This window comes from Streptomyces sp. NPDC101178 (genome assembly GCF_044767965.1).
Classification (GTDB): Bacteria; Actinomycetota; Actinomycetes; order Streptomycetales; family Streptomycetaceae; genus Streptomyces.
Map to the genome: position 1 here is coordinate 483,598 of NZ_JBIWOZ010000003.1, position 23,479 is coordinate 507,076.

General features: G+C 70.2%; 15 protein-coding genes and 1 pseudogene. 6 read left to right on the plus strand and 10 right to left on the minus strand.

The annotated features are described in order from the left end of the window. Positions 1–6: 6 nt before the first annotated feature. Positions 7–4,476, minus strand: a complete 4,470-nt coding sequence (locus ACIRR8_RS10675) for a trypsin-like peptidase domain-containing protein (protein WP_404061761.1) — start codon at positions 4,474–4,476, stop codon at positions 7–9. Between the two features lie 16 nt (positions 4,477–4,492). Further along, complete coding sequence (locus tag ACIRR8_RS10680; RefSeq protein WP_176145749.1) at positions 4,493–4,873, minus strand: CU044_2847 family protein; 381 nt, start codon at positions 4,871–4,873, stop codon at positions 4,493–4,495. 300 nt (positions 4,874–5,173) lie between these two features. Between ACIRR8_RS10680 and ACIRR8_RS10685 the strand changes: the two genes are divergently transcribed. Both ACIRR8_RS10685 and ACIRR8_RS10690 read left to right on the plus strand, forming a co-directional pair. Next, positions 5,174–6,403, plus strand: coding sequence for a S8 family peptidase (locus tag ACIRR8_RS10685; RefSeq protein WP_404061764.1), 1,230 nt, complete (start codon positions 5,174–5,176; stop codon positions 6,401–6,403). Positions 6,404–6,623: 220 nt separating this feature from the next. Beyond that, the gene (locus tag ACIRR8_RS10690; RefSeq protein ID WP_404061767.1) at positions 6,624–6,836 is read left to right on the plus strand and encodes a DUF4287 domain-containing protein; all 213 of its coding nucleotides are present in this window, start codon (positions 6,624–6,626) and stop codon (positions 6,834–6,836) included. Positions 6,837–6,848: 12 nt separating this feature from the next. Here ACIRR8_RS10690 and ACIRR8_RS10695 read toward each other — a convergent pair whose 3' ends face one another. Then, positions 6,849–8,015: a spore photoproduct lyase family protein gene (locus tag ACIRR8_RS10695; RefSeq protein WP_404061770.1), complete on the minus strand. Its 1,167-nt coding sequence runs from the start codon at positions 8,013–8,015 to the stop codon at positions 6,849–6,851. Positions 8,016–8,184: 169 nt separating this feature from the next. On the opposite strand from ACIRR8_RS10695, the gene ACIRR8_RS10700 reads away from it, so the two are divergent. Beyond that, positions 8,185–9,720, plus strand: a complete 1,536-nt coding sequence (locus ACIRR8_RS10700) for a cryptochrome/photolyase family protein (protein ID WP_404061773.1) — start codon at positions 8,185–8,187, stop codon at positions 9,718–9,720. Positions 9,721–10,027: 307 nt separating this feature from the next. Here the strand turns inward: ACIRR8_RS10700 and ACIRR8_RS10705 are convergent, their stop codons facing one another. Beyond that, positions 10,028–13,309, minus strand: coding sequence for an AfsR/SARP family transcriptional regulator (locus ACIRR8_RS10705; protein WP_404061775.1), 3,282 nt, complete (start codon positions 13,307–13,309; stop codon positions 10,028–10,030). 186 nt (positions 13,310–13,495) lie between these two features. Here ACIRR8_RS10705 and ACIRR8_RS10710 point away from each other — a divergent pair, with 186 nt between their 5' ends. After that, on the plus strand, positions 13,496–15,772 hold the full coding sequence (locus tag ACIRR8_RS10710; protein ID WP_404061778.1) for a tetratricopeptide repeat protein: 2,277 nt from the start codon (positions 13,496–13,498) through the stop codon (positions 15,770–15,772). On the opposite strand, the gene ACIRR8_RS10715 is transcribed toward ACIRR8_RS10710, so the two are convergent. The 5 genes and pseudogenes from ACIRR8_RS10715 to ACIRR8_RS10735 all read right to left on the minus strand — a co-directional run bounded on the left by ACIRR8_RS10715 (position 15,664) and on the right by ACIRR8_RS10735 (position 19,945). Beyond that, positions 15,664–16,149 (minus strand): hypothetical protein, encoded by a 486-nt coding sequence (locus ACIRR8_RS10715; RefSeq protein ID WP_404061781.1) that lies wholly within the window; start codon positions 16,147–16,149, stop codon positions 15,664–15,666. The two genes, ACIRR8_RS10710 and ACIRR8_RS10715, sit on opposite strands and share 109 nt — an antisense overlap. Further along, positions 16,146–17,309, minus strand: coding sequence for a hypothetical protein (locus ACIRR8_RS10720; RefSeq protein WP_404061784.1), 1,164 nt, complete (start codon positions 17,307–17,309; stop codon positions 16,146–16,148). Before ACIRR8_RS10720 ends, ACIRR8_RS10715 begins: the two co-directional genes overlap by 4 nt. Positions 17,310–17,678: 369 nt before the next feature. Beyond that, positions 17,679–18,185: pseudogene (locus ACIRR8_RS10725) on the minus strand (transposase); the annotation flags it as partial. A gap of 25 nt (positions 18,186–18,210) precedes the next feature. Next, positions 18,211–18,549, minus strand: coding sequence for a thioredoxin family protein (locus ACIRR8_RS10730; protein WP_404061787.1), 339 nt, complete (start codon positions 18,547–18,549; stop codon positions 18,211–18,213). Between the two features lie 256 nt (positions 18,550–18,805). Further along, complete coding sequence (locus ACIRR8_RS10735; protein WP_404061790.1) at positions 18,806–19,945, minus strand: PucR family transcriptional regulator; 1,140 nt, start codon at positions 19,943–19,945, stop codon at positions 18,806–18,808. An 87-nt stretch (positions 19,946–20,032) separates the two neighbouring features. Here ACIRR8_RS10735 and ACIRR8_RS10740 point away from each other — a divergent pair, with 87 nt between their 5' ends. Further along, on the plus strand, positions 20,033–21,088 hold the full coding sequence (locus ACIRR8_RS10740; RefSeq protein WP_404061793.1) for a ferredoxin reductase: 1,056 nt from the start codon (positions 20,033–20,035) through the stop codon (positions 21,086–21,088). A gap of 7 nt (positions 21,089–21,095) precedes the next feature. Continuing rightward, positions 21,096–22,214, plus strand: a complete 1,119-nt coding sequence (locus ACIRR8_RS10745) for a fatty acid desaturase family protein (RefSeq protein ID WP_404061796.1) — start codon at positions 21,096–21,098, stop codon at positions 22,212–22,214. Between the two features lie 864 nt (positions 22,215–23,078). Here ACIRR8_RS10745 and ACIRR8_RS10750 read toward each other — a convergent pair. Continuing rightward, complete coding sequence (locus ACIRR8_RS10750; RefSeq protein WP_404061799.1) at positions 23,079–23,474, minus strand: Imm7 family immunity protein; 396 nt, start codon at positions 23,472–23,474, stop codon at positions 23,079–23,081. Between the last annotated feature and the right edge of the window lie 5 nt (positions 23,475–23,479).

Sequence of the window (23,479 nt, forward strand, 5' to 3'; positions counted from 1 at the left end):
CACCTCCTAGCGGCCGCCGGGCGGGCAGATCCGTTCCGGCAGCCAGACGGGGAAGCCCCGACGTTCGTCCTGGGAGAGGTCGCGGCCGAGCGTGGCGCAGAGTTCCGACTTCCAGAGCTCCGGGTCGAGGTGGAGGATGTTCACCACCTCCTTGTCGATGTGCCGGAGCAGCGTCCTGCCGTCCCGCGACGCCGCCAGGAACTTCTGCTCCTCCGCGAACACATACGACTCGCCGCGATGGTCGGGGTCCGCCACGTCCTGGAACCGTATGGAGTCCCCGTTGGCCAGGAAGTACTCCGAACTGTCTCCCCGGAAGCCGTGCTGGAAGTCGCCGAACTGGTCCAGCGGCCCGACCGGACCGAGCACCCTGCGCGGGGCCCGCCCCTCCTGCCCTGCCGACCACACCTCCACCATGGATCCCTTGGTCTGTACGACGGCGAAATCGCCGCTCCGGTCGAGCACGGCGGTGCTGACGCCGGGCCCCAGCTCGACCTTCAGCTTCGTGTTCTCCTCGCCCGTGCGCAGCGAGACGGCATGGATGGCCGGTTCACCGGCGACCAGGATCTGTACGTGTCCCGGCTCGGGGTGGAAGGAGACGGTGAACTCCACCTCCTTCTTCCCGGCGAACCCCAGGTCGCGGACGTCGAGGGGTTTCGAGAGACGCCGGCCGTCCCGGGCGTTCCAGTGCTCGACGACGGAGCCGGAGACGGTCAGCAACTCGTCGCCGGGGCCGAAGAGGATCCGTACCATCTGGTCCCCGGGAACGGGCGCGGCGACGATGTCGGTGGCCGTCCGCAGGGAGGGGAGCTCCCAGACCCGGACCTTGTTCGCGCCGATGTGGTCGGCGGCCAGGGTCGCCCTCCGGCCGCGGTTCACCTGCGGCGGACCCTGGAGGTACTCCGACCATGCCCTCCTGGACGGCCGTTCCACCTCCTTGACGACGGTCGATCCCTCCGCGTCCATGCGGACGACGCCCATCCGGTCGCCACCCTCCCCGAGCCGGACCACCGTCTCGCCGCCCCCACCCCGGGCCGCGCCACCCACCAGCGCGGGAGGACCGTCGGCTTTGACGGTGTTCCAGGTCAGGGGGCGGCCGGTCACCGCGGTCTCGCCCGGGACGATCAGCACGGGCTCGTCCGGATCTCCCACGAGGGACAGGCCGTCCTCGTCGAGCCGGGGGAACGTGCTGGGGCCTACGGCCTCACGCACCGTGGCTCCCGGGCGCGTCCCGACGACATGCCAGGCGGCTCCCACGGTGCTCATCGCGAAGTGGTCTCCCGTCCTGTCGATCGCGACGCCCTTGCACGAGCTGGACCACTGTCCGGGCCGGTGTCGCCGGAGCACCTGCCCGTCCGCCACGCGCACCGCCTCGTACGTGATGCCGGCCCCCGCAGGCCCCTGTCGGCAGACGGCCAGCACCGCGCCGTTGCCCGACAGGGCGAGACTGCTGATCGTCGACGTACCGACGCCGGTCACCAGCGTGCGTGTCCGTCCCGTGCCGGTGTCGACCGCCATCAGCGGGCCCGTCCCGGAATCCTGCCCGGCCTCGGGAGGCCGCTGAGCCACGAGGGTGTCCGCGTCCGTCCCGAACCACACCCGGTCGATGGCCGGCGGCCGCCCGGGCAGCTCGCGCGTCCGCTCGGTCGCCAGTTCCCGGATCCGTACCTTTCCGCCGGTCGCGGTGACGACCTCGCGCCCGTCGGGAGAGAAGTCCGCGAGGCCGCGGCGCTGGTACAACGTCGTCCCCGGATCGCCGAACTCCTTGCCGAGGATCTTGCGCTCCCGGCCCAGCACCGCCGCCTCGTCGGTGCCCGTCGGGTCCACGTCGTGCCAGATCAGGGCACCGCCGTCCTTCGTCGACAGGTAGGCGACCCTGCGGCCGTCCCTGCTCACCATCGGGAAGAAGGCCTGTTCGGCCAGAGGGAGGCGGACGCGTACGACCCGGGCGTCGGCGCTCCGGACGAAGAGCATGGCACCCCCGTCCGAGCTGGTCGAACCTCCGGCCTTGGTCGTCACCAGGACCACCCGGCCGTCCGTACTCGTCGCCACCTGGTCCATCCGGGTGTCGGTCCCCGACAGCGCCCACCGGTCCTGCACGAAGCGGTCGTAGCGCCGCAGCAGCGCGTTCCGGGCCTCCTGGGTCGGGGCGAGGTCGTGGGCCGCCATGGCGATCAGGGCCGCTCCACCGGGATCCCGCTTCGCCAGCTCGTCCGAGAGGGTCGCCAACGACCGCGACCGTCCCTCCGCCTCCCGTACGGCGCTGACCCGGGACTCCTGGACCAGGAAGGTACCGAGCCCGACGACGAGCGCGAGGACGAGCACGGCGGCGACCCACGCGGCCCGCACGCGGGCCCGGCGGGCCCGATGGCGCTTTCCGGCGAGGTCGATGAACTCGCGCTCCGACGGGGACAGTTCGGCTTCCCTGGCCCGCAGCCGCCCCCTCAGGGCGCCCAGCTGGAGGGCCCCGGGCAGCAGGTCGGCCGGGCGCCCCGCCTTCTCCCACCGGTCGAGGTCGTGACGCAGCTCCGCTCGGGCCGCCAGCAGGTCGCTGTCGGTCCGCACCTGTTCGGCGAGCGTCGGCCAGGCGCTGATGAGCGCCTCGTGCGCGAGCTCGGCCGTCTGCGGCGCGTTCTCGTCCCCGTGCAGCACCAGCAGCCGCCGTGTCGCCAGTGACCGGGCGATCCGCCACCGGGCCTCGCCCGCCTCGTCGTGGGCGATCATGCGGCGCATGGGGGCCTCGCTGCCGGGCAGGACGCGGACGAGCCCGGTGAGCAGCCGCAGCGCGTCGGCCTCGTCCTCGGGCCGTACGGACTCCCGCCAGGCCTGTTCCGCGTGGCGCGCCAGGGCGCCGGAGACCCCGCCGATCTCGTCGTACGTGGCGAGGCGGAGCCGACCCGAGACCCGCCGCTCCCACAGCTGGGAGAGGACGAAGCCGAGCAGGGGCAGGACGCCGGGCTCGTTCCCGGCGTCGTCCAGGAGGCGCTGTTCGAGGCCGGGGTCGTACGAGATGGTCCGAAGGCGTGCGATCGGCTCGCTGATCACCTGCTCGAGCTGCTCCCGGGACATCGGGGTGAGCGGGACGGTGGACCCGCCCTTCAACGCCTTGCCCAGGTCCGGGTGGCTGAGCGCCGCGTCCACGAAGTCGGCGCGGAGGGTGAGCAGTACGCGGACGCCGTCCGGCATCTCCTTCGACAGGAGCAGGCGGGCGGCGTCGCCCACCTCGTCGGCGTGGCGGCTCAGGAGGGCCTCGGCCTGGTCGAGGACGATGAGGACCCGGCCGGCCGTACGTCCCAGGGCGCGGTGGAGGGTGTCGGCGAGCCCCATCTCCCCCAGCGCGGTCGCCACTTCCCCGGCGCTCCGCAGGTGATGTTCCTCGCCCGCCCCTTCCGGCTGCCCGCTCCGATCTTCCGGCTGCCCGCCCGGCTCCTCCGGCTCCTCGGCCCCCCTCGCTCCCGCCAGCTTGTACAGCTCCGTGGCGAGCGCGGAGCGGACGGAGGAGATGTGCCCCGCGTTGACGACCAGGACCACATACCCGGCCCGCCGCATGACCGGCACCACCCCGGCCAGCGCCAGCGAGGACTTGCCGCAGCCGGAGGGCCCGTACAGGGTGACGGCCGGCCGGTCGCCCCGCAGCTCGTCGACCACTCTCCTGACGTCGGCGTCCCGCCCGAAGAAGACGTCGGCGTCCGCCTCCTGGAAGGGGTCGAGGCCGCGGAAGGGGCTGGGCGGGGCGGCGAGGGCGTCGAGCTCGTGCAGCTCCCGCACCAGTGTCCGGGTCCGCAGGGCGAACGCCTGCTGGGCATCGCGTACGGGCTCCGCGGCCACCATCATCCCGACGGCCGCGCCGAGTTCGTCGTCCCAGACCGGGCTGCCGCTGAAGCCCCGCCTGACGTACATGCCCTCGCCGTCGCCCCGTGAGAGCTGCACCCACCCCTCTCCGGTCGGCCCCCGGAACGTACCGCTGTGCCAGACACCGCCGGGATGGTCGTCGGTGAAGCCGACGGCCCGGGCGGCGTGGTGCCAGACGCCCTGCGGTGGGTCGGCCAGGGGCAGCGGCCGGGCGCCGGGCACCGGCTGCCGGAGCCGCAGGAGGGCCATGTCGCCGGTCCGGTCGGGCTGGACGGGGATCCAGCGCCGCACTTCGGCGGTACGGTCACCACCGTCGTACGCGCCACCGGCGTCCCCGGCCAGCGGCAGATCGACGGCCACCTCGGTCCCGGCCTCCACGGCCTCCTCCCGGGGCCGGTCGAGGGCGTCGGAGACCACATGGGCGCAGGTCAGGACGAGATCGGCGGCGACCAGGAAGCCCGCGCCCGCGACAACGCCGTCCCGGCCCTTGACGCGGACGACAGCGGCGGCGATGGCGGCTTCGGGGCCGTACCCGGGATCGGAATCCCGTGATGGCCCGGAATCCCGTGGCGGCCCGGGAGTCCGCTGACGGCCGGCCTCGCTCCTGCCCTGCGGTATGTCCGTCACTGGGCCCCCACCCGTATCAACTGCCCTGCACCGCCCCAGTATCGGCGTCGGCGGCCGGGGTGTCGCGCCTGTTCCAGGTCAGGCTCACCGAGAAGTTGGCCGCCGTCGCGGTGCTGGCGATGACGACGTCCGCCTCGGCCGACAGCGACACCCCGAACTCCAGGGTGATCTCGTCCGGTGCCTGGGCCATGCCGGAGAACCGCCCCACGAAGCTCTCCGCCACGGGCCGTACGGTGTCCAGCATCTGCCCGAGCGTCCGCTCGGCCCGCGCCACCGTACGGCCGCCGCGCCCGACGCGGACGAGGGCCTCGTCCACCTCGCGGATCTGGACCCGGACGGTCTCGTCGCTGCCGTCGCCCAGAGGCACTTCCACGGTGTGGACGGGGCGTTCACTCATGGCGGCACTCCAATGCTCGGGAGCTGAAGATCGTAGCGAGAGGGGCCGGGCGGGTGGCGGCTGTCCGGCGAACGAGGGCGGCCGACCAGAGGTCATGCACCGTACGCAACGGCCGTGTTGCCGTGTGTGTAGGGCGAGTTGACGTCCGGCTACCTGTATGGCGCGGTCATGACATCTGCTCGACCGTCCTTGCCCCACCCGAGCGCCCGCCGCCATCGTCGGACGCGGCGGACGGAACCCCGTACGCCGCATCCCCGGCGCGAGAACCCCCGGCGCGCCACCGTTCGAGGAGATTTCTTCATGGCATTCACGGCAGCAGTGCGCACCACCGGGCGAAGGACCGCCGGAGCGATCGCCGCGGCCACCACACTGGCGCTCGCCGTCGGGGCGGGTGCGGCCTTACCGGCGCAGGCGGCTCCCGCCCCGGCGTCCGAGGGCAGAGTCCTGCACGCGGGCGCGGCCGACGCGGTCCCCGGGAGCTACATCGTCACGCTGAAGGAGAAGGCCGGGTTCGGCGCGGCCGCGACGCAGGGCCGGAAGCTGATAGCGGGCTACGGCGGGCAGATCGAGCGCACCTACACCTCCGCGCTGAACGGCTACGCCGCCAGGCTCAGCGGCGCGCAGGCCGAGCGGCTCGCCGCCGACCCGGCGGTCGCCTCGGTCGAGCAGGACCGGCGGGTCCACTCGACCGCCACGCAGACCAACGCACCCTGGGGCCTCGACCGCATCGACCAGCCGAACCTGCCGCTCAACCGCACGTTCACCTACCCGGACTCCGGCGGCGGCGACACCACCGTCTTCGTCCTGGACACCGGTGTCCGCATCACCCACCAGGACATCGCCGGACGGGCCTCGTACGGCTGGGACTTCGTCGACAACGACGCCACCGCCCAGGACGGCAACGGCCACGGCACGCACGTCGCCACGACCGCCGCCGGCACCACCTACGGCGTCGCCAAGAAGGCGAAGATCGTCGCCGTGCGCGTCCTCGACAACAGCGGCTCCGGCACCACCGCCGGCGTCATCGCGGGCGTGGACTGGATCACCGGCAACCGTACGGCCTCCTCGGTCGCCAACGTCTCGCTCGGCGGCGGGGCGAGCACCGCGCTGGACGACGCGGTGCGCCGGTCGATCGCGGCCGGAGTGACGTACGCGATCGCGGCGGGCAATTCCAACGCCCCCGCGTCCAACTACTCGCCCGCCCGGGTTGACACCGCCCTCACCGTCGGCGCCACGACCCGGACCGACGCGCGGGCGAGCTACTCCAACTACGGGCCCCGCGTGGACCTCTTCGCGCCCGGCTCCGACATCACGGCCGGCTGGGCCACCTCGGACACCGCCACCTACACCGGCAACGGCACCTCCTTCGCGGCGCCGCACGTCGCCGGCGCGGCCGCCGTCCACCTGACCAACCACCCCGGCGCCTCCCCGGCCGCCGTGGGCACCGCCCTCGTGAACGGCGCGACCAACAACGTCCTGACCGGCATCGGTTCTGGCTCCCCGAACAAGCTGCTCCGGCTCGTCCCGTAAGCGACAACGCGACAACGCGACATCGGGCTGGCTGACTGAACCAAAGGCCGTGGCCGGTAAGGAGATTGCTCTCCGTACCGGCCACGGCCGCACGTCGGTGACCGGGCTGTCAGGAAACTGCTGTGCTGCGGGACCGATGACTTCTCCGGCCGCCGCCAGTCATACCCGTCAGACGTACACGCACCGATCATCCGAATCGAACAGACAGGACACACACCCCATGAGCGCCGCCGTGAAGGGCCCTGCCAGCTACTTCCCCGCCATCGAGAAGAAGTACGGCCGCCCGGTCGCCGAGTGGAAGGAGCTGATCCGCTCCTCGCCGCTGACCAAGCACATGGAGCTGGTCAGCTGGCTCAAGACCGAACACGCCCTGGGCCACGGCCACGCCAACGCGCTCGTCGCCCACACGCTCGCGGAGGCCGGCGGCCACTAGGGTGTCCGGCGCTCAGAACGCGTACCGGATGCGCAGCCACGGCGCGTGCTCGCCGATCAGCTCCCGCAGCCGCACGAGGGCGTCACGCTTGACCTCACGGGCGTAGCGCACGTTGACGGCGCCGTTCTCCGAGCGCTTCGCCTCCTGCGCGGCCGGCTGCCACAGCACCTCCTCGGCCCGCGGGTGCCAGCCGAGGTTGACCTCGTGGAGCTGCTGGTTGTGGGTCAGCATGATGATCTCGGCGGCCGCCTGCGCCTTCACCCGGCCGGGCAGGACATCGTCCAGGTGCTCCAGCAGCCCGGCCCAGTCCCGCTGCCAGCCGGGCCGCAGCACCACGGGTGAGAGGTTGAAGTGGACCTCGTACCCCGCGTCCAGGAAGTCGGCGGCGGCCGCGATGCGTTCCGCGACCGGGCTGGTGCGGAGGTCCAGCAGCCGGGCGTCCTGTGGCGGCATCACCGAGAACCGCACGCGCGTGCGGCCGCGCGGATCCAGCGCCAGCAGATCGGGGTTGACGAACTTCGTCGCGAACGAGGCTTTGGCGGTGAGAAGTTCGCGGAACGCGGCGATGAGGTCGGCGGTGTTGTCGCAGATCAGGTCGTCGACCGAACAGTCGCCGTTCTCGCCGATGTCGTACACCCAGGCGTGCGGATCGCACTGGTTGGGCTCCGGTTTGGGCCCCTGTACCCGTACATGACGCCGTACATGGGCGGTGATCGCCTCGATGTTGGTGAAGAGCGTGATCGGGTTGGCGTACCCCTTGCGGCGCGGGACGTAGCAGTACGCGCACGCCATGGCGCAGCCGTTGGAGGCGCCGGGCGCGATCCAGTCGGCCGACCTGCCGTTGGGCCGGGTGGTGAGGGACTGCCGGACGCCGAGGACGAGGGTCTCGGTCTTGATCCGGGTCCAGCGGCCGATGTTGCCCTCGTTGCCGTGCAGCGAGGGGATGCGCCAGTGGCCGGGCACCTCGGTGACGGGAACGCCGGGCAGCCGCGCCAGGATCTGCCGGCCGCGTGGCGAGTCGAGCGCGGCGGGCTCCGCGTAGACCTCCCGTACGTCGAGCATCCGCCGGGCCCGCGCACTGTCCCGGAACCCGCGGTCACGGTTGGGCGGTTCGGCGGGTACCGCCTCCTCCCAGCCGAAGAGCGCCTGCTGCTCGGGCTCTCCGGGAGGCTGGTTCACGGGCTCGACCCTACGGCGGCGGCCGAAGGAAGGGACGCGACGGGCCGGCGACGGAGTGTCGGCGTACGGAGGCCGGCGCACGGCGCGACGGAGTGTCGGCCTCCGCATACGGGCGGAGGCTGCCAGCATCGTCGGGGCCGACCACCGGAGCTGAGAGGCGGTCCTCCCCATGGCACCACGCCCCCACTGGCTGTTCGGGGACCAACTGGGCCCGCACTTCCTCGACCCGCGCCACGGAGGCCCGGACGACAAGGCTCCGGTGATCATGATCGAGGCGCGTTCGGTGCTGCGCCGACGCCGCTTCCACCGCGCCAAGGCGCACCTGGTCCTCTCGGCGATGCGGCACCGCGCGGCCGAGCTCGGCGACCGGGTCACCTACGTCCGGGCCGAGACGTACACGGAGGGCCTGGAGAAGGTACGAGGACGCCGGGCACCGGCCCCCTTGACCGTCCGCCACCCCACCTCACGCCGGGCGCTGGAGTTCGTCAACGGCCTGGAGGCCGTGGAGGTGCTTCCCGCCAAAGGCTTCCTGGTGAGCCACGACGACTTCGCGGAGTGGGCGGGAAACGGCGAGGGCAAGGGCAGGAGCGGGGGCGGGAACCTGCGGCTGGAGGGCTTCTACCACTGGGTGCGCGAGCGGCACGACCTGCTGATGGACGGCGACAACCCGGCCGGCAATCGGTGGAACCTGGACCACGACAACCGCGAACCGCCGCCGCGCGGCCGGCAGGCCCTCGACGTGCGGGGCCCCTGGCGGCCGAGCGAGGACGAGATCGACGACGAGGTCCGCCGCGACCTGGACCGCTGGGAGCGCGACGGCGAGGTCTCCTTCGTCGGCCGGGACGGCCCGCGCGGCTTCCCGGCCACCCGGCGCGAGGCCCGTGCCGCGCTCCGCCACTTCGTCGCCCACCGCTTGGCCGGATTCGGCCGCCACGAGGACGCGATGCTGGCCGCCGACCCGGTGCTGAGCCACAGCCTCCTCTCCGTACCCCTGAACCTCGGCCTCCTGGACCCGGCGGAGTGCGTGGAGCCGGCGGAACAGGCGTACCGGGAGGGCGAAGCGCCGCTCAACAGCGTCGAGGGCTTCGTACGGCAGATCGCGGGCTGGCGCGAGTACGTCTGGCACCTGTACTGGCACTTCGGCGAGGAGTACCGCCACCGCAACGCGCTGCGCCACACCACCGTGCTGCCGGACTGGTTCCTGGACCTGGACGCCGACGCGGTCACCGCCAACTGCCTCTCCACGGTCCTGGCCCAGGTACGGGACACCGGCTGGACCCACCACATCCCGCGCCTGATGGTGCTCGGCAGCCGCGCGCTCCAGGACGGCTGGGACCCGGCGGCCGTCACCGACTGGTTCCACCGCTGCTTCGTCGACGGCTACGACTGGGTGATGCTGCCGAACGTGGTCGGCATGTCCCAGTACGCGGACGGAGGCCGGATGACGACCAAGCCGTACACCTCGGGCGGCGCCTACATCAACAAGATGAGCGACTTCTGCGCCCCGTGCGCCTACCGCCCCACCGACCGCACCGGCGACCAGGCCTGCCCGTACACCGCCGGCTACTGGTCCTTCCTCCACCGCCACCGCACCCGCCTCGCCGCCAACCACCGCACGGCCCGCGCGGTGAAGGGCCTGGACCGGCTCAAGGACCTGCGGGAGCTGCTGGAGGAGACATCGGAACGCGGCGACACGCCTCCCTGACCGGTGCGGGCGACGCCCTCGACGGCAACGGTGGATGGTGGTCGCCGAGGGCATGTGCTGACAGCTGCTCGCCGCCCTGAGCGGACGGCTCGCTCTATATCATGATGCAGCCGTTCGGCCGGACGATGTTCGGATGCGCCACCGCGACGCCCGTCATCGGCCCCGTCACCAAGGCGGTCAGGCATACGAGGACCGCCAGGTTGTTGCGCACGTGCGTTTTCCCTTCCTAGTGGATCTTCTTGATCCATGGGGCGGGAAGGCTACCAACTGTCGAACAGAATGCATAATTGCATATGCCAGTTCGATATTACTCGGTACGCCGGCGCTGTGCGGCACAGGCTTGCGGATGCACGTCCGGTGTTTTATCAAATGATCGTTCGATTTCGATCAGGCGGCGGCTGATTCTATGCGCGTTGACAAGGTCCCGGTGCCTCGTCAGTACGAACGCCTGGCGTAATGTCATGCACGCGCCAATGTGATCGCCCGTAGCGAGCCGCACTTCCGCCAGCAGGGCCAGCGCGGCGGCCTCCTCGCCCGCGTCGTGCGTGCGGGCGGCGACCGCTGCCGCCGCTCGCAGCCGTTCCGTGGCGATGCGCAGGCGGCCGCCGGCGAAGTCCAGCCGCCCGAGGCGCCGCAGGGCCTGCATCTCGTAGTGGGCTGCCCCTATGTCCTCGGCGATGGCCAGGGCCTCGGAGAGGTGTCTGCCGGCTTCCTCCGCCCTGCCCAGCCGCCAGCATGCCTCACCGATGCCGATCAGGGTCTCGGCCTGGCTTTTCCGGTCGCCGAGTGACCGGAATTCCGAAAGTGTTTCTTCGAACATGGTGAGGGCCGCCGCGGACTCATCCGATTCCATGACCACCTCGGCCAGATTTCTGCGGACGGTCGCGCGGTCGTGTCGGCTCCCGTCGATGTCCATGTGCGACAGGGCTTTGTGGAAGGACTGGCGGGCGGAATCTATTCTTCCCGCCTTCATCTCCAATTCCCCTATATTGTTCAGCGTTTGAGCGGAAGCGGTTCTGTCGCCCGCTTCCTGGAATCCTCCGAGGGCTTTCCGGAAATTTTGGAGCGCCTGATCCAGCTCGCCGAGGAAGAGCAGGGTGACCGCTATGTTGTTTCGGCTTCGCGCCTTGTCCCAGATGTCACCAGAAAGCGACTTGATGGCAAAAGACTTTTGCAGGAGGACGAGGGCTTCGCGATTCTCGCCGAGATGCCAGTTCAACGTGCCCAGGACGCGTAGCGCCTCGGCCTCGGCGGGGATGTCGTCCGTCTCACGCGCGAGCCGCAGCGCCCGCTCGCCCGCCATCGAGGCTTGCGCGTAGTCCCCGACGCTGGCCTCCGCCGCGCACAGATCTATCAGGGCCCTGCAAAGAGCCGGTGCGTCGTCCCCCATCCGGTCCCAGTGGGTGACGGCGTGCCGCAGCAGTCGCTTGGCGTCCTGCCAGTAGCACTCCGACTGGAGGAAGCCCGCCAGAGCACAGGCGAGCAGTGCGGCCGTGCCGGAGGCGCCGTCGCGCCGGGCGTGGCCTTCGAGAGCCAGCAGGTTGCCGCGTTCCGTGGCGAGCCAGGACCGCCCGGCGGCGGCATCGGGGAGCGAAGGCGAGGAGGGGGCCCGGACGTGAGTGGGGGAGCCCACCCGGATGCGCCGGGGGTATGCCCTTCGATCGGCCAACTCCGCCATGGTCACGTAGAAGTCCGTGAGGCGGGCGAGGGCCTGCCGGCGTTCCTCTTCGCTGTCCTCCGAGACGGACAGGCCATGGGCGTATTCGCGAAGCAGGTCGTGATAGCGATAGCGGTCCGGCAGGGGTTCCCTGAGCAGGTGGCACGAGAGCAGTGCTTCGAGCAGTCGCTCCGTCGTGTCAGACGGCAGGCCCAGCAGGGCGGCCGCCGCTTCGGGGCCGAAATCGGGACCCGGGTGCAGTCCGAGACGGCGGAACGCCAACCGCTGCTGTGCGGTGAGAGTCCGATAGGAGAGCGCGAAAGCCCGCGCCATTTCCTGTTCCTGGTCCGCGGTACGGATCTCCTTCAGCCGCCCGGGACTTCGGGCGAGACGCTCCGCCAGCACGCCCAGCGTCCAGGAGGTGCGTGCTCGGAACCGATGCGCCACCAGCTCGATCGCGAGGGGGAGATACCCGCACAGCTCGACGATCCGCGCGGTCTCCGCGATGTCACGGGTGCGTTCCTCCCCGGCGAAACCACGGAAGAGGGAGATGGCGTCCTCCTCCGGCAGCGCATCGAGCGGGACCGACAGCGCTTGCGGTATGCCGGTCAGATGGCGACGGCTGGCGATGATCGTCAGGGACGGGGACCCACTCGGCAGCAGCGGGCCGATCTGCTCGGGCCCCGAGGCGTCGTCCAGGACGATCACCAGACGGCGCGCGGCCAGCATCGTCCGCCACAGGGCCGCACGGCCTTCCAGGTCCGCCGGGATGGAGGAGGCGGGTGCGCCGAGCAGCCTCAGCAGTCGCGCCAGGGCGGCCCTCGCGGTGAGGGGGTCCTGGCTGGGGGAGTGGCCCTGCAGATCGATGTAGAGCTGCCCATCGGGATATCTGTCGGCGAGCAGGACGGCCGTGGCGAGGACCAGAGCGGTCTTGCCGACCCCGGCCATGCCGCTGACGGTCTCCACGGCGGCGGATCCGCTGCCCGCGCCCTGCCCCACCGTCAGCGAAGTCAGGGTTCGTATCTCCGTCCGGCGTCCGACGAGCGACGGATGGCGCGGAAGGTTGCGGAGCGGTGGCCGACCGGACCCCGCCTCCGCGGGCTCGGGCTCCGCCCGGGGCGGTGGAGCGGCGACCCCGCCGCCCGGCCGGCCCGCGGTCCTTCTCGCGCCGCCCCCGTTCACCAGATCACTGACCGGCGCGCGCGCCAGTACGCCTTGGTGGATCGTGTTCAGTTCGGCGCCGGGCAGGGCGCCGTACTCCTCCATCAGGGACTGCCGCGCCCGCTGATGGACCCGGAGGGCGTCCGTGTACCGTCCGCTTCCGTAGTAGGCGAGCATCAGTTGGCCGAGCACGGTCTCGTCACCGGGATATGTCTCGGCCAACGCGGTGAGCTCGCTGACCTGTTCCGCGAAGCGCCCCAGTCTCAGCCCGGCGGCGATACGCGACGCGCACGCGCTCAACCTTGATTCCTCAAGCCTGCGCCGCGTGGTCGCCGCCCAGATTCCCGGCAGGCCGGCCAGCGCCTCCCCCTGCCACAGCCCCTCCGCCAGGGACAGCAGGTCGACCGCTCTCGCGTCGCTGTCACCGGCGAACGCGGCATCGACCAACTGCTGGAAGCGCTGCCGGTCCACGGAGCCCCGTTCGGTCCGCAGGGTGTAGGTGTGCGCCCTACCCACGATGGCCGGTGCGTCCGGCCCCGTCCCCGTCACCCGCAGCCGGCGGCGGATGCGCGATACGTAGGTGTGTACGTTCTCCCGGGCTCGCGCGGGCGGGTCACCGTCCCAGAGCCGCTCCATCAACGCGCTGATCGCCAACGGACGGCCCGCGTCCATGGCGAGCGCGGCCAGCAGCACCCGTTCCTTGTCCGATCCAAGGGTCAGCCAGTGCCCGTTCAGCCGTAACCCCACCGGTCCGAGAATCTGGATTTCCACCAGCGCCCCCGCCGGTTCGTCGGATGGTCCACGAGCATGACAGCGCACAGGGAATTCCGCCATACAGCCTTGTCGCACTGGGCCGTACTTGGCGCGATCCGTTCCATTCCGGGGGGTCATTCCTCATCGGTCCGGGGTAGAACGCGTGAGAGTTCGGGAATGCGAAAACGATCTCCGGGGGGATGGATGAGTGACGCGGATGCGGCTCGTCATGAGGTGCACGGGAATGAGATCAATGGCGAGGCGAGACTGTACGGTCCCACCATTCAGGCCCGTGAGGTGCACGGCGGCATTCATCTTCACCCGGCGCCGACGGAGGCCTTCCGGCTCGCTCCGCCGCACCAACTCCTGCCGGTTCCGGCGAACTTCACCGACAGGGTGGATGATCTCGCCTCGCTGAACGATCTCCGTGCCGAGGGGCTTTCGCTGATCATTGTCAGCGGACCGGCCGGGGTCGGCAAGACGACCCTGGTGTCCAAATGGCTGCATTCGCTGACCACGGAATTCCCCGACGGACAGCTGTACGCCGATCTGCGAGGGCACTCGGCGGATGAGCTGGTCCGACCCGCGACGACCCTTGGGCAGTTTCTCCGTGCGCTCGGGGCCGGTGCGCCGCCCGCGGACCCCGACGAACTGGGGGCTCTGTGGCGGTCGCTCACCGCTGACCGGCGGATTGCCGTCATGTTGGACAACTCGTTCACGGCAGCCCAGGTCAGGCCATTGCTGCTCAGTGGTCCGGGCAGCCTGGTGGTCGTCACCAGCCGCCACAGGCTGACCGGCCTGCGTCTTCAGGGGGCGGGCTTTCACCAGCTCGACACGCTCGGTGCGGATGCCGGTGTCGAATTGCTCAGCCGGGGGATCGGCGCGGATCGCGTCAGAGAGGAACCCCAGGCGGCCCACCGCCTGGTGGCACTCTGCGCGGGACTCCCTCTCGCGGTGTGCCTGGCGTCCGCCCGTCTCGCGACACGGCCGCGGCAGTCCGTCAGGACCCTTGCCGACGCGCTCACACGGAATGCGGACGGAAGCCGGCTCGCCGGACTCGAAGTGGAGGGGGAGATTTCGGTACGTAAGGCTCTGGACGCTTCGTACGCCGTCCTCGACGGGGAGACCGCCCGCCTGTACAGGACGCTCGGTCTGCTCCCGATGCGCACCTTCGACGCGATGATCGCCGCGGCCTCCTGCGGTGAGTCGGTGTCCTGGGCGGAACGCCGACTGGACGATCTGGTCGAGGCCAATCTCGTGGAGGATGTCGGTCCGGAGGCATACCGTTTCCATGATCTCTTACGGATCCACGCGCATGAGCGTGCCGTGGAGGACGATCCGCGTGCCGCTCGCGAAGAGGCGCTGCGGCGGCTCTGCGACTGGTGCCTGTACACCGCGACGAAGGCGCAGGAGCGTCTTACACCGGTGCAGTTCACGCTCCCCAGAACCTACGCCTACCGGCCGGATCTTCCGCTGCCCTTCACCGACGGCCCCGGGGCGCTCCGCTGGCTCGACGCGCACAGGACCCAACTGCTGGATGCGGTCAGGCTCGCGTCGGACAGCGGTTGGTACGACACCAGTTGGATGCTCGTCGACGCGTTGTGGCCGCTCTTCCTGCGACTGCGCCACTACACCGAGTGGATCGAAGCCCACGAGACGGGTCTGGAGGCCGCGCGGCAGGCGGGCAATGGACCGGCCGAGCGTCAGATGCTCAACTCCGGGGCCATCGGCCTGGGGGCCGCCGGCCGCACCGAGGAGGCCATCGCCTGGTACCGGGAATCCCTCCGAGCCGCACGCGAGGCCGGGGACCGCAGAGACGAGGGGCAGGCCCTGCTGGGCCTCGGAGCGTGCTTCCGCGAGGCGGGGCCTCGCGCCGACGCCGTGGCCCACCTGAATCGGGCGGTCTCCCTGTGGGAGGACTGCGGATACCCGAGAGGCGCGGCCCTGGCCCGCACCACTCTCGGCGAGATCGCGCTCGCGGCGGACGCCATGAACGAGGCGATCGAGTGCTTCGCCCGGGCCCATGCCGCTTTGGTAGCCGTGAACGATCCTCACGATGCCGCGCGAGCTCTGGTGTTCCTGGGGTACGCCGAGGCCCGGGCGGGGGCCTATGAGAAGGGGGTGGCGAGGATGAACGACGCCTTGGCCGTGTTCACGGCCTCGGGAGCGGCCTTCTGGCAGGCGCGCACGCTGGAGATGCTGGGGGAGAGCGCGGCGGACCACGGCCGGAGAGAGGCTGCGGAGGACTTCTTCGTACGGGCCATCGCACTCTTCAGGACCACGAGTACCGCCGACGCGCTGCGGCTCAGCGGGAGGGAGACCGAGCCGCCGCGGGCGACCCGGTCCGGTTCCCCGGCGGGGACGGCGACGACTCACCCGGACGGCGCGCCGCAGGCGTACGGCCAGTCCCCCAACGAACCGCCCGCCACCAGCCAGGCATGTACGCACGACGGCAGCAACGACTGTGCGACGGACACCTGAGAAGGCTGACGGGTCTCGTACGGCACCAGGACCGGGGACCGTCCGGTCCCGTCGGTCATGATCCAGCCTTGCACGTCTCCGGCATCGGCGAGGGGCACCGCCGCGAGGCCGAAGGCCGAGTGGGACGAAACGATGCCGGCCAAGCGGTCCAGTGCGCTCAAGGGCGAGTGGACGCGGCTCCCCTGAAGGACATCGGCGCAGTCCAGCAGGGGACCGCTTCGGCAGGTGTCGACGTCCACCACGAGATGCTCGTCGATGACCGACGAGCCGGGGGCGCTGTTCGACGGATACAGCCGCACGCTGAGCGAGGAGGTGAGGCACCGGGCGTGCAGCACCTCCGGGAAGGTGCCCGCCTCAACCACGACGAGGCGCTTCACGCTGACGCCTCCCCACGCTCCGAAGCCCACGGTGCCAGGGGGAGCGGGGCCGGCAGTGCGAGGGGGAGCGGTTCGTGCGCGGGCTCTCCCACCCCGAGGACCCGGTACATCAGCGTGCGCATGTTCCGGTTGAACCGCCCGGGTTCCGAGGTGATGCGCGACCGGATCCCGGCGTACTCCTCGTGCCGGTACACCCGTGCGACGTAGTCGAGCTGGTCCACCAGCGGATGGGTGGGGGAGAGCGCCGGCGCGCGGGCAGCGAGGTCCGCGGCCGGGGACGACGGGTTGATCTCCTGCGCGGGCGAGGTCGCCAGCAGCAACGGTGCCCCGGTGAGCGTCCCGTAGAGGGTGACCGAGCCGTGATCGCCGATGATCCAGTCCGCCGCGATCAGGACGCTCCGCCAGTCCGCTTCGGGCGGCACTACGCCCATCCCCTGCCGCTCGCACCGGGCCAGCCATGACCTGACCTGATAGGCGCCGTGCCCGGCCCACACATTGGGGTGAACGAGCAACGCCGTTCGGTAGTGCGGCCTCGGCAACTCCCCTGTCAGCCGCGGCAGGAGGACGTCGAACCGTCCGAACGAGGAGTGGGCGCCCCAGGTCGAGACCGCCACCACCAGCTTCTGTCCTTCGGTGAGCCCGAGGGCCCTACGGTATGCCGCGCGCAGCGGCAGACTGGCGGTGATCCGGTCGTGCACGGGGTCGCCGACGACCTGCGCCAGGTGGAGCGCCTCGGGACAGGCGCGCGCCAGATCGCGCAGATCGGCCTGGTGCGCCACACCGATGGCAGTGGGCATCCGGCCGCCGGGCAGGAGGTCCTGCCTGCGGAGCCCCGCCACGCCCGCGTCCGCGCCGCCGGTCACCCTCTTCAGGTAGTTGGCCCCGTGCGGCAACGTGATCAACGGGGCGTCGATGAACTGCACGCCGCGCGGCCCGGCGGCGAGGGCGAGGTCGAAGGCCATGCGGGGCACTTGGTCCCACGGGAGCACCACGCTCCCCAGCCTGGCCAGAAAGGCGGGTACGTCGTCGCCGAAGTCGTGAGGTGGTGCCGTGAAGAAGATCTGGAGCCGGAAGTCGGTCTCCAGCAGAGAAAGGATTTCGAGCAGCCGCTTTCCGTACGTCACGGTGTGGATCACCGCCAAGACCTTCTTGCGTCCCACCAGAGTCAGCCACTGCCGTGCCTCAGAACCGTCTTCCTTGACGCTGTGCGTCGAGAACCTGTCTGCCGCAGTCGTACCCGATCCGGATTCATCTGATCCAATTGTGCTCAACGCCGACATGGCGTCCCCCTGTTGATCTCTCTCCGAGTGTCATGGACCTCTCCTGCCGACGGGATTCCCGGCAGGTGGGACGGAAGGCTGGAGCGAGCCTTGCGAGAACCTTGCAGCGTTCTGCAGTGCGGCCGGTGGGACGATGAGAGCGTCGGTGGAGCCCGCACGGGCGTGCGGGGCTGCCCTTCGCATCCCAGCCGGCCGCGATGTGTCGGGGCGCGGATGCTCCGGTCGCGGCCGACGCAGCGGCGTGCCCGTGGCGAGACCGAGAAGGGCCAGGTAGCTGCGGGAACGGCGTTCGCAGCGGTGGTTCGATCCGCGGTAGCCGGTCAGCCAGGACATGGTCCGCTCGATGACCCGTCTGCGGCGGTCCAACCGTTCGCCGGTTTCGACTCCTTTGCGGGCGATGCGCACGCCGATGTGCTTGCCGCCAAGCGCGGGGGCTTGAAGTACCGGCCGAGGTGGGGGTCGTGTCTCGTTCGGTGACCCTCGACCCTCGACCATCGACCATCGGCTTCAGCGCGAGGCTGTCGTGGGTGTTGGCCGCGGAGACGCCGACGAGGAGGGGCACTCCGTTCGCGTCCGACAGGACGTACATCTTGGAACCCGGCTCACCTCGGTCCACGGGGCTTGGACCTGTGAGTTCACCCCTCTTTCAGCCCGCACATGGGCGGAATCGCGCACGGCCCGGGACAGGTGGAGCAGACCGGCGTCGTCCAGGCGGTGCCGGTCCGCATACCGCGCTGGACGAGGCGACCCTGCCCGGCGGTCCGGGTGCCGCAGCGGCCGCTCAGAGGTGACCGTCCAGGAACTCTCGTACCTCGTCGATGGTCATGGGCCCCGTGCCGTGCGCCACCGCCGCTCCCTCCTTCAGCAGGAGGCAGGACGGGGCTCCGGTGATCCCGTATCGCTCGGTTGCCGCCGGGCAACGCGTGATGTCGGTGCGGACGACCGTCAGGCGGCCCGTGTAGGCGGCGGCGATGTCGCCCACGACGACATCCATCACCCGGCAGGGCTCGATCGCCTTCGGCCATGCCCCGGTGAAGTATGCGAGAACCGGAACCTGGCTCCTCCCGAGGATGAAATCGAACTCCGCGTCCTCACGAGGCCGGTGAACCAGTTTTGGCATGGGAGCTCCTGACCTCACGCTTCGTACTCCACCCCATCATCTCTCGCGCGGTGTGGCCGGTGGACCCTGGCCGGTCGTCCGACCGGCTGCCGGGAGGGAGGTGCGGGCCGCCGCGGGACGGCGGTGGCGGGGCGAGCGGCCCGGCCCCTTGTCACGATGACCGGAAGGCCGCCGTTTCCCGGGTCATGGCGGCCTGGCACCGGGAAGGGGAAGGATCTCCGGACGCTCGCGGACAAGGCGGTGGACGGGTGACGCGTCAGTCGACCCGGCGACCGACCGCCAGCGTCAGTTCGAGGACCCGGTGTGGTGATGCGAGATCGGGAAACAGCTCCCGCAGCTGCGACATCCGGTATCGGACCGTCTGGGGATGGACGAACAACGCCGCCGCGACCTCGTCCCGCCTGCCCTGGTGCAGCAGCCACGCTCGCAACGTCTCCTCCAGCCGTCGTGCGGTTGCGGCAGGCAAGGTCCGCAACGGTGCGAGGGCTCGGGCGCGCAGGTCCGCGAACGCGTCCACGTCAGCGCTGAGCACCAGGTCGGGCAGGTGGTCCTCGGTGTCGCGAATGTCGGAGGAAAGGGAGCGCGCGCGTAGGGCTCGTGCGTACGAGGCGGACGCGTGGGTCCATGGCCGGGCCGGGCCGACCACGGCGGCGCGGTCGGTCAGCTGCCGTAGGAGACGTGACCGGTCGGCATCGGGGACGAGGAGCACACCGGTGGCATCCGGCAGGTCGTCGAGGACGAGGGTGCTCGGGTCGAGTGTCCGGTAGGCAGGCCGGGCCTGTGCGGCGGGCAGCAGGACGGCGGTCAGCGAAACCGGAGGCTGCCACCTGGCCCGTTGGCCGGAGGCCAGCAGCGCGTCCGGGCTCGCGCCGGCGAGGAGGTCGCGGGCCAGGTGTTCCAGGTGGCGCTCGTGGGCTCTGCCCCGGGCGGCCAGTTCGTCGGCGTGGCCCGCGGCGCTCGCGGCGGAGAGCTCGTCGATGTAGGCGAAGGTCAGCTCGGCGAACTTCGCGACCTCGGCGGCGGGCAGACCCGCGGGTACGGCACCCGCTGCCAGACATCGCCAGGCGACCCGGGCGCCGACGCGGTAGGCGCTGAGCAGGGCGTCCATCGAACGGCCGTCGCGCACCTCGCCACGGCCCAGCTCGTAGGCGGCGTCCCCGGCGTCGCCGCCGGTGGCGTTCCCGCTCGCAAGGTCCAGGTAGTGCCCCAGGGCGGTGCGGACGGCTCTGCGGATGGTGGCGCCCATGCGGCCCGACAAGGCATGGGCGTATGAGGGGACCTCGTCCATGATCGCCTGGACGACTTCGTCGGCGGTGGTCTTCAGTGCGGCCCGAAGGGCGGTGACCGTCGCCTCGTCCAGGGTCAGCTCGCTGGCCCTCCGGATTGCATAGCTCATCTTTTTGTTCCCTGCGAACAATTCGGTCGACCAGATTTACGTCCTATGGTTAGGACTTTACGCCTGGAGGCGCAGCAAGCTGGACTCATGACGAGTACAGCCCTCCGCGGCAGGGCGTGGAAACTGCTGGAGATGGTCACGACGCCGCTGCTGCCGTCGGACTACCTCGACCTGGTCAGCCCGCTCCGTACGGGCGCTGACCTCCGGGGGCGCATCGAGGCCGTGCACCCCGAGACGAGTGACGCCGCGACGGTCGTGATCAGGCCGGGGCGGGCCTGGCGCGGCCACACAGCCGGCCAGTACGTGAGGATCGGGGTCGACGTCGACGGAGTGCGCCTGTGGCGTGCCTACTCCATCACCTCGCCGACGAACCGCCGGGACGGCCGTATCACGATCACCGTGAAGGCGATCCCGGACGGAAAGGTCAGCAACCACCTGGTCCGCAGGGCGAAACCGGGCACGCTGATCCAGCTCGACCAGCCGACCGGTGACTTCGTCCTGCCGCAGGCCAAGCCCGCCAAGGTGCTCTACCTGACGGCCGGCAGCGGCATCACGCCCGTGATGGGCATGCTGCGCGACACCGGACTCGACGACGTCGTCATGGTCCACTGCGCGCCACAGCCTCAGGACGTGATCTTCCGCGAGGAACTGCACAGCCTGGTCGCGGACAGGAAGCTTCGGCTCACCGAGGTGCACACCGACACGAACGGCAAGCTCGACATGGCCCGTCTCCAGGAACTCGTGCCCGACTGGGCCGAGCGTGAGACCTGGGCCTGCGGGCCCGCGGGTCTGCTCGACGCCGCCGAAGAGCACTGGACCGAGCAGGGCGTCCAGGAACGCCTGCACACCGAACGGTTCCGCGCGGGCATCATCGTCGCCGGCGAGGGCGGCGAGGTCACGTTCAGCGCCACCGGCAGGACCATCGACGCGGACGGCGCCACGCCGTTGCTCGACATCGGCGAGGAGGCCGGTGTGCTCATGCCCTCCGGGTGCCGTATGGGCATCTGCTTCGGCTGCGTCACGCCGCTCAAGGCCGGCGCCGTCCGCGACCTGCGTACCGGCGAGATCACCGAGGCCGAGCCGGGCGTCCTCATCCAGACCTGTGTGTCCGCCGCGGCGGGCCCCTGCGACATCGAACGGTAGGAACACCTTGACCGCCATCGACCCCACCGCCCACCTGACCGCGGAGCAGATCGAGGAACTGGGACGCGAGCTGGACGCCATCCGCGACGAGGTGATCGCCGACCGCGGCGAGAAGGACGCCGCCTACATCCGTAAGGTCATCTCGGCGCAGCGCAAGCTCGAACTGGTCAGCAGGGGTGTGCTGCTGTTCTCGATCTTCCCGCCCGCGTGGCTGATCGGCACCGCCGGGCTGTCCGTGGCGAAGATCATGGACAACATGGAGATCGGCCACAACGTCCTGCACGGCCAGTGGGACTGGATGCGCGACCCGAAGATCCACTCCACCACCTGGGAGTGGGATCACGTCTCGCCGTCCGATCAGTGGAAGCACTCGCACAACGAGCTGCACCACACGTACACCAACGTGATCGGCAAGGACAACGACCTCGGCTACGGCATCATGCGCGTCGACGAGGACCAGAAGTGGCACCCCTTCCATCTCGGCCAGCCACTGTGGAACTTCCTCAACGCCTGCTTCTTCGAGTACGGCATCGCGGCATACGACCTGGAGCTCGGCAAGAACCTCCACAAGCGCCGCCGCAAGAGCCCGGAGTTCCGCGCGCGGGCCAAGGCGGTAGGCCGCAAGATCCGCAAGCAGGTGCTCAAGGACTACGTGATCCACCCCCTGCTGTCCGGCCCCTCGTTCCTCACCACACTCGCCGCCACGTTCACCGCGAACCTGGTCCGCAACCTCTGGACCCACTCAGTGATCATGTGCGGGCACTTCCCCGAGGGCGTACAGGTCTTCGAGCGCCGGTCGATCAAGGGCGAGACGCGCGGCCAGTGGTACCTGCGCCAGATGATGGGCTCGGCGAACATCAGCGGCAGCAAGGCCATGCACTTCATGACCGGCAACCTGTCGCACCAGATCGAGCACCACCTCTTCCCGGACCTGCCGAGCAACCGGTACGCCGAGGTCGCGGTGAAGGTGCGCGCGCTGTTCGAGAAGTACGAGCTGGAGTACGTCACCGGCCCGCTGCCCAAGCAGGTGTTCTCCGCGTGGCACAAGGTCTTCCGGCTCGCACTGCCGAACAAGCAGCCCAAGGCCGGCACGCCGGACCGCGAACAGGACCTCGTCGCCGCCTGACTCCCCGAAGGGTGACGAGGCGGGACGACGACTTCAGGCAGACCGGGCCGGGCAGCACTCTGTACGGCTGGACCGCCGGTTCGCTCCCCGATCGCTCCGCAGACGGCACGGAGAGGGGAAGCACAGCGCTGAACGCTCTGACTGCACAGTGCCTGCCGTATTGAGTGATAGGTGTCCCTTGTCCTGGACGCGGTCGCGATGCCTGACTACGTCGGTGTCGACCGGGCCGACGTCTACGGCGCGCCCATGGGCGGCCGCGCAGCCCAGCAACTCGCAGCCCGCCACCAGGTCCTTCTTGAGCCGATGTACAGCCCGGCTGAGAAGGTGGCGGACGACGGACTGCCTGTGCGGGGAAACCGGTCGGCGACATCCGCATTCCGCTCCGGGCCCACAAGAGAGCCCAGGGCGGCTGGCCTTGGGCTCCCTCGTGGAGCGGGTGACGGGAATGGAACTCGCGCTCCGAGCTTGGGAATCAGCGGGTCTTGGGCTGTTGAAGCGGATCTGACCTGCGCTTTCGCACAGGCCGGGATGCATAGCTATGGGCTCTGGGTACTGCACCTGACCGCTGTTGTCCGCTCTGCTGGGCCCGGATGGGGCACGAGCAAAGGGTCCGGCCGAAGGACCCTTATGACCAGGCTGACTTCTCCTGTGCCTCCGGAGGCTGGCGTGCACATGGGCCGGAATCGTCTCAGGACTGCTCGTGGTGGTTTCGACGTACGCCTGCAAAACCGCTGAGCATCTCAGGTGGCTGAGGACCGGCCAAGCCGATGGGACCCGGCTGGACCTTGCATGCCGTACGGGCCGAGTAGGGCAGAGACGGGCCTCATCACCTCTACGGCCGGGCGCATCCGCTCCAGACCTCGGTCAGTCTTCGATGACCGGCTGCACGGGCGATAGAAAAGGGTCCAAACGAAGGTGAATTTCGCCCCTAGCCATCACTCGAACGCGAAAGCCGCCCTGCCCTGGAGGTGTCTCCATTTCAGGTGAACGTTCGTAGAGCAGTCCCCAGGATCCAGGGAAGCGTGTACAGATGTGGCGAAGGAGTTCGTCCAGCTCCTCTGCCTCGTCACGGCGGCGATTCATCAGCCCGTTGGCGATGACGAAGAACTCGCCGTTGTGCGTTTTCAGGGCGACCTCACCGGTAGCCCAGTCGATATTCCTGATCGTCGCACTCAGTTCCGCAATTCCCGAATCAAGGCTTCCGGCATCCGATTCTTCGGGTGATTCGGCAATACCGAACCAACCGTGAAATTCGTACACGGCTC

Bases quoted from the DNA above. Each gene is read 5' to 3' on its own strand.
- ACIRR8_RS10700 (WP_404061773.1), top strand. From the start codon at position 8,185: ATGGCACCACGCCCCCACTGGCTGTTCGGGGACCAACTGGGCCCGCAC.
- ACIRR8_RS10735 (WP_404061790.1), bottom strand. From the start codon at position 19,945: ATGAGCTATGCAATCCGGAGGGCCAGCGAGCTGACCCTGGACGAGGCG.
- ACIRR8_RS10685 (WP_404061764.1), top strand. From the start codon at position 5,174: ATGGCATTCACGGCAGCAGTGCGCACCACCGGGCGAAGGACCGCCGGA.
- ACIRR8_RS10740 (WP_404061793.1), top strand. From the start codon at position 20,033: ATGACGAGTACAGCCCTCCGCGGCAGGGCGTGGAAACTGCTGGAGATG.
- ACIRR8_RS10730 (WP_404061787.1), bottom strand. From the start codon at position 18,549: ATGCCAAAACTGGTTCACCGGCCTCGTGAGGACGCGGAGTTCGATTTC.
- ACIRR8_RS10690 (WP_404061767.1), top strand. From the start codon at position 6,624: ATGAGCGCCGCCGTGAAGGGCCCTGCCAGCTACTTCCCCGCCATCGAG.
- ACIRR8_RS10710 (WP_404061778.1), top strand. From the start codon at position 13,496: ATGAGTGACGCGGATGCGGCTCGTCATGAGGTGCACGGGAATGAGATC.
- ACIRR8_RS10680 (WP_176145749.1), bottom strand. From the start codon at position 4,873: ATGAGTGAACGCCCCGTCCACACCGTGGAAGTGCCTCTGGGCGACGGC.